Genomic DNA, 1,494 nt, shown 5'->3' with positions numbered 1-1,494 from the left:
CCTAGCGTTTGCGGAAGTGTTGGCCAGTGGTAAGGCCCTAACGGCGGAGATGGCCCCGGTGTATGAGCAATTTGGCCTTGATCCCAAGGAAACTACAACCCTAGAATCTTACCTACAGGAATACTTTGGGCGCATCATCAAAAAGCTCAAAGAATTGGATTACGAGGTTAACCCAACCCAAACCGATGGCAAAAAGAAGAAAAATAATTTCTTTTTCTAGTTTGACTAGTTTGATTGACAATTTGATACTTTTAGATAATCTCGTTTTCTGTTCGGTTTGCCCGCTCCCTGTTCCCTGACTCGCTAGGATCTCGCCCCTGTGCCAAAAGTCGGCATCATTTTCAACGACAATAAGCCCACCGCCTGTAGCGTTGCCCAAGAATTACAAGAGCAACTACAAAGCAGTGGGTTCACTGTGGTGGTGGAAACTGGGTCCGGCGGCCTGTTGGGCTATTCCCAGCCCGATCGCCCCATCTGCCACACCCGCATCGAACATTTGACTCCTCCCCATTTTGATGAGTCCATGCCCTTTGCCATCGTGCTAGGGGGGGACGGCACCGTACTATCGGCCTTTCGTCAGTTAGCCCCCCTGGGCATTCCCCTGCTGACCATCAATACGGGGCACATGGGCTTTTTGACAGAAATTTACCTCAACCAACTCCCCACGGCGATCGAGCAGTTAATCAACGGCGATTACCAAATTGAAAGCCGTTCCATGATGACGGTGCAGTTAATGCGGGGGGAGACGCTGTTGTGGGAAGCCCTTTCCCTCAATGAGATGGTATTGCACCGGGAACCCCTGACCAGCATGTGCCATTTTGAAATTCAGGTGGGCTACCACGCTTCCGTGGACATTGCCGCCGATGGCATCATTGTTTCTACTCCCACTGGTTCCACGGCCTATTCCCTCAGTGCTGGGGGGCCCGTGGTTACCCCCGATGTGCCGGTTTTCCAGTTAGCTCCCATCTGTCCCCACTCCCTGGCTTCCCGGGCTTTAGTATTTTCTGACCTGGAGCCGGTGACCATTTTTCCCGCTACCCCCAACCGCATGGTACTGGTGGTGGATGGCAATGGCGGTTGCTATGTGTTGCCAGAGGACCGGGTGTATTTATCTAAATCTCCCTACGCCGCCAAATTCATTCGCTTGCAAACCCCGGAATTTTTCCGTATTCTGCGGGAGAAATTAGGCTGGGGTCTGCCCCACATTGCTAAACCAACTTCGGTGGAGTTGCCCTAGGGTCTGTTTTTGTCCTGATTTGCCTGACTCAATCCACTCCGGTTAGTGACTCAATTAATTTGAGGGTTCTGTTTATGCCCCTTCCGTCGTACTCCCGCCGCCATTTTCTCCAGACCGCCACCGCTCTGGGGGTTGCCACTGGTTTGGGGGGATGTTCGCCGGGGCAAGGCAATGGCCAAGAGGTGCAGTTCCAGAATCGTTCTCTACCCCCCAAATTAATTAGCAAATTTCAGCGGCAGTTGACCCAGGGGAAAGAC

The 1,494-nt window shown here is 52.5% G+C and carries 2 protein-coding genes and 1 pseudogene; all 3 read left to right on the top strand.

All coding sequences use genetic code 11. From position 1 onward, the window contains the following. Positions 1-220 (top strand): annotated as a pseudogene (locus IQ219_RS19570) (3-beta hydroxysteroid dehydrogenase); the annotation flags it as partial. A gap of 99 nt (positions 221-319) precedes the next feature. Continuing rightward, on the top strand, positions 320-1,237 hold the full coding sequence (locus tag IQ219_RS19565) for an NAD(+) kinase (protein WP_190595733.1): 918 nt from the start codon (positions 320-322) through the stop codon (positions 1,235-1,237). Positions 1,238-1,311: 74 nt separating this feature from the next. Then, the coding region (locus IQ219_RS19560; protein ID WP_194073720.1) for a twin-arginine translocation signal domain-containing protein at positions 1,312-1,494 on the top strand (183 nt) is incomplete at its 3' end.

Origin of the sequence: Synechocystis sp. LEGE 06083 (genome assembly GCF_015207725.1) — a bacterium.
In the GTDB taxonomy this organism is placed as follows: Bacteria; Cyanobacteriota; Cyanobacteriia; order Cyanobacteriales; family Microcystaceae; genus Synechocystis; species Synechocystis salina.
This window is presented reverse-complemented; position numbering and strand designations above follow the sequence as displayed.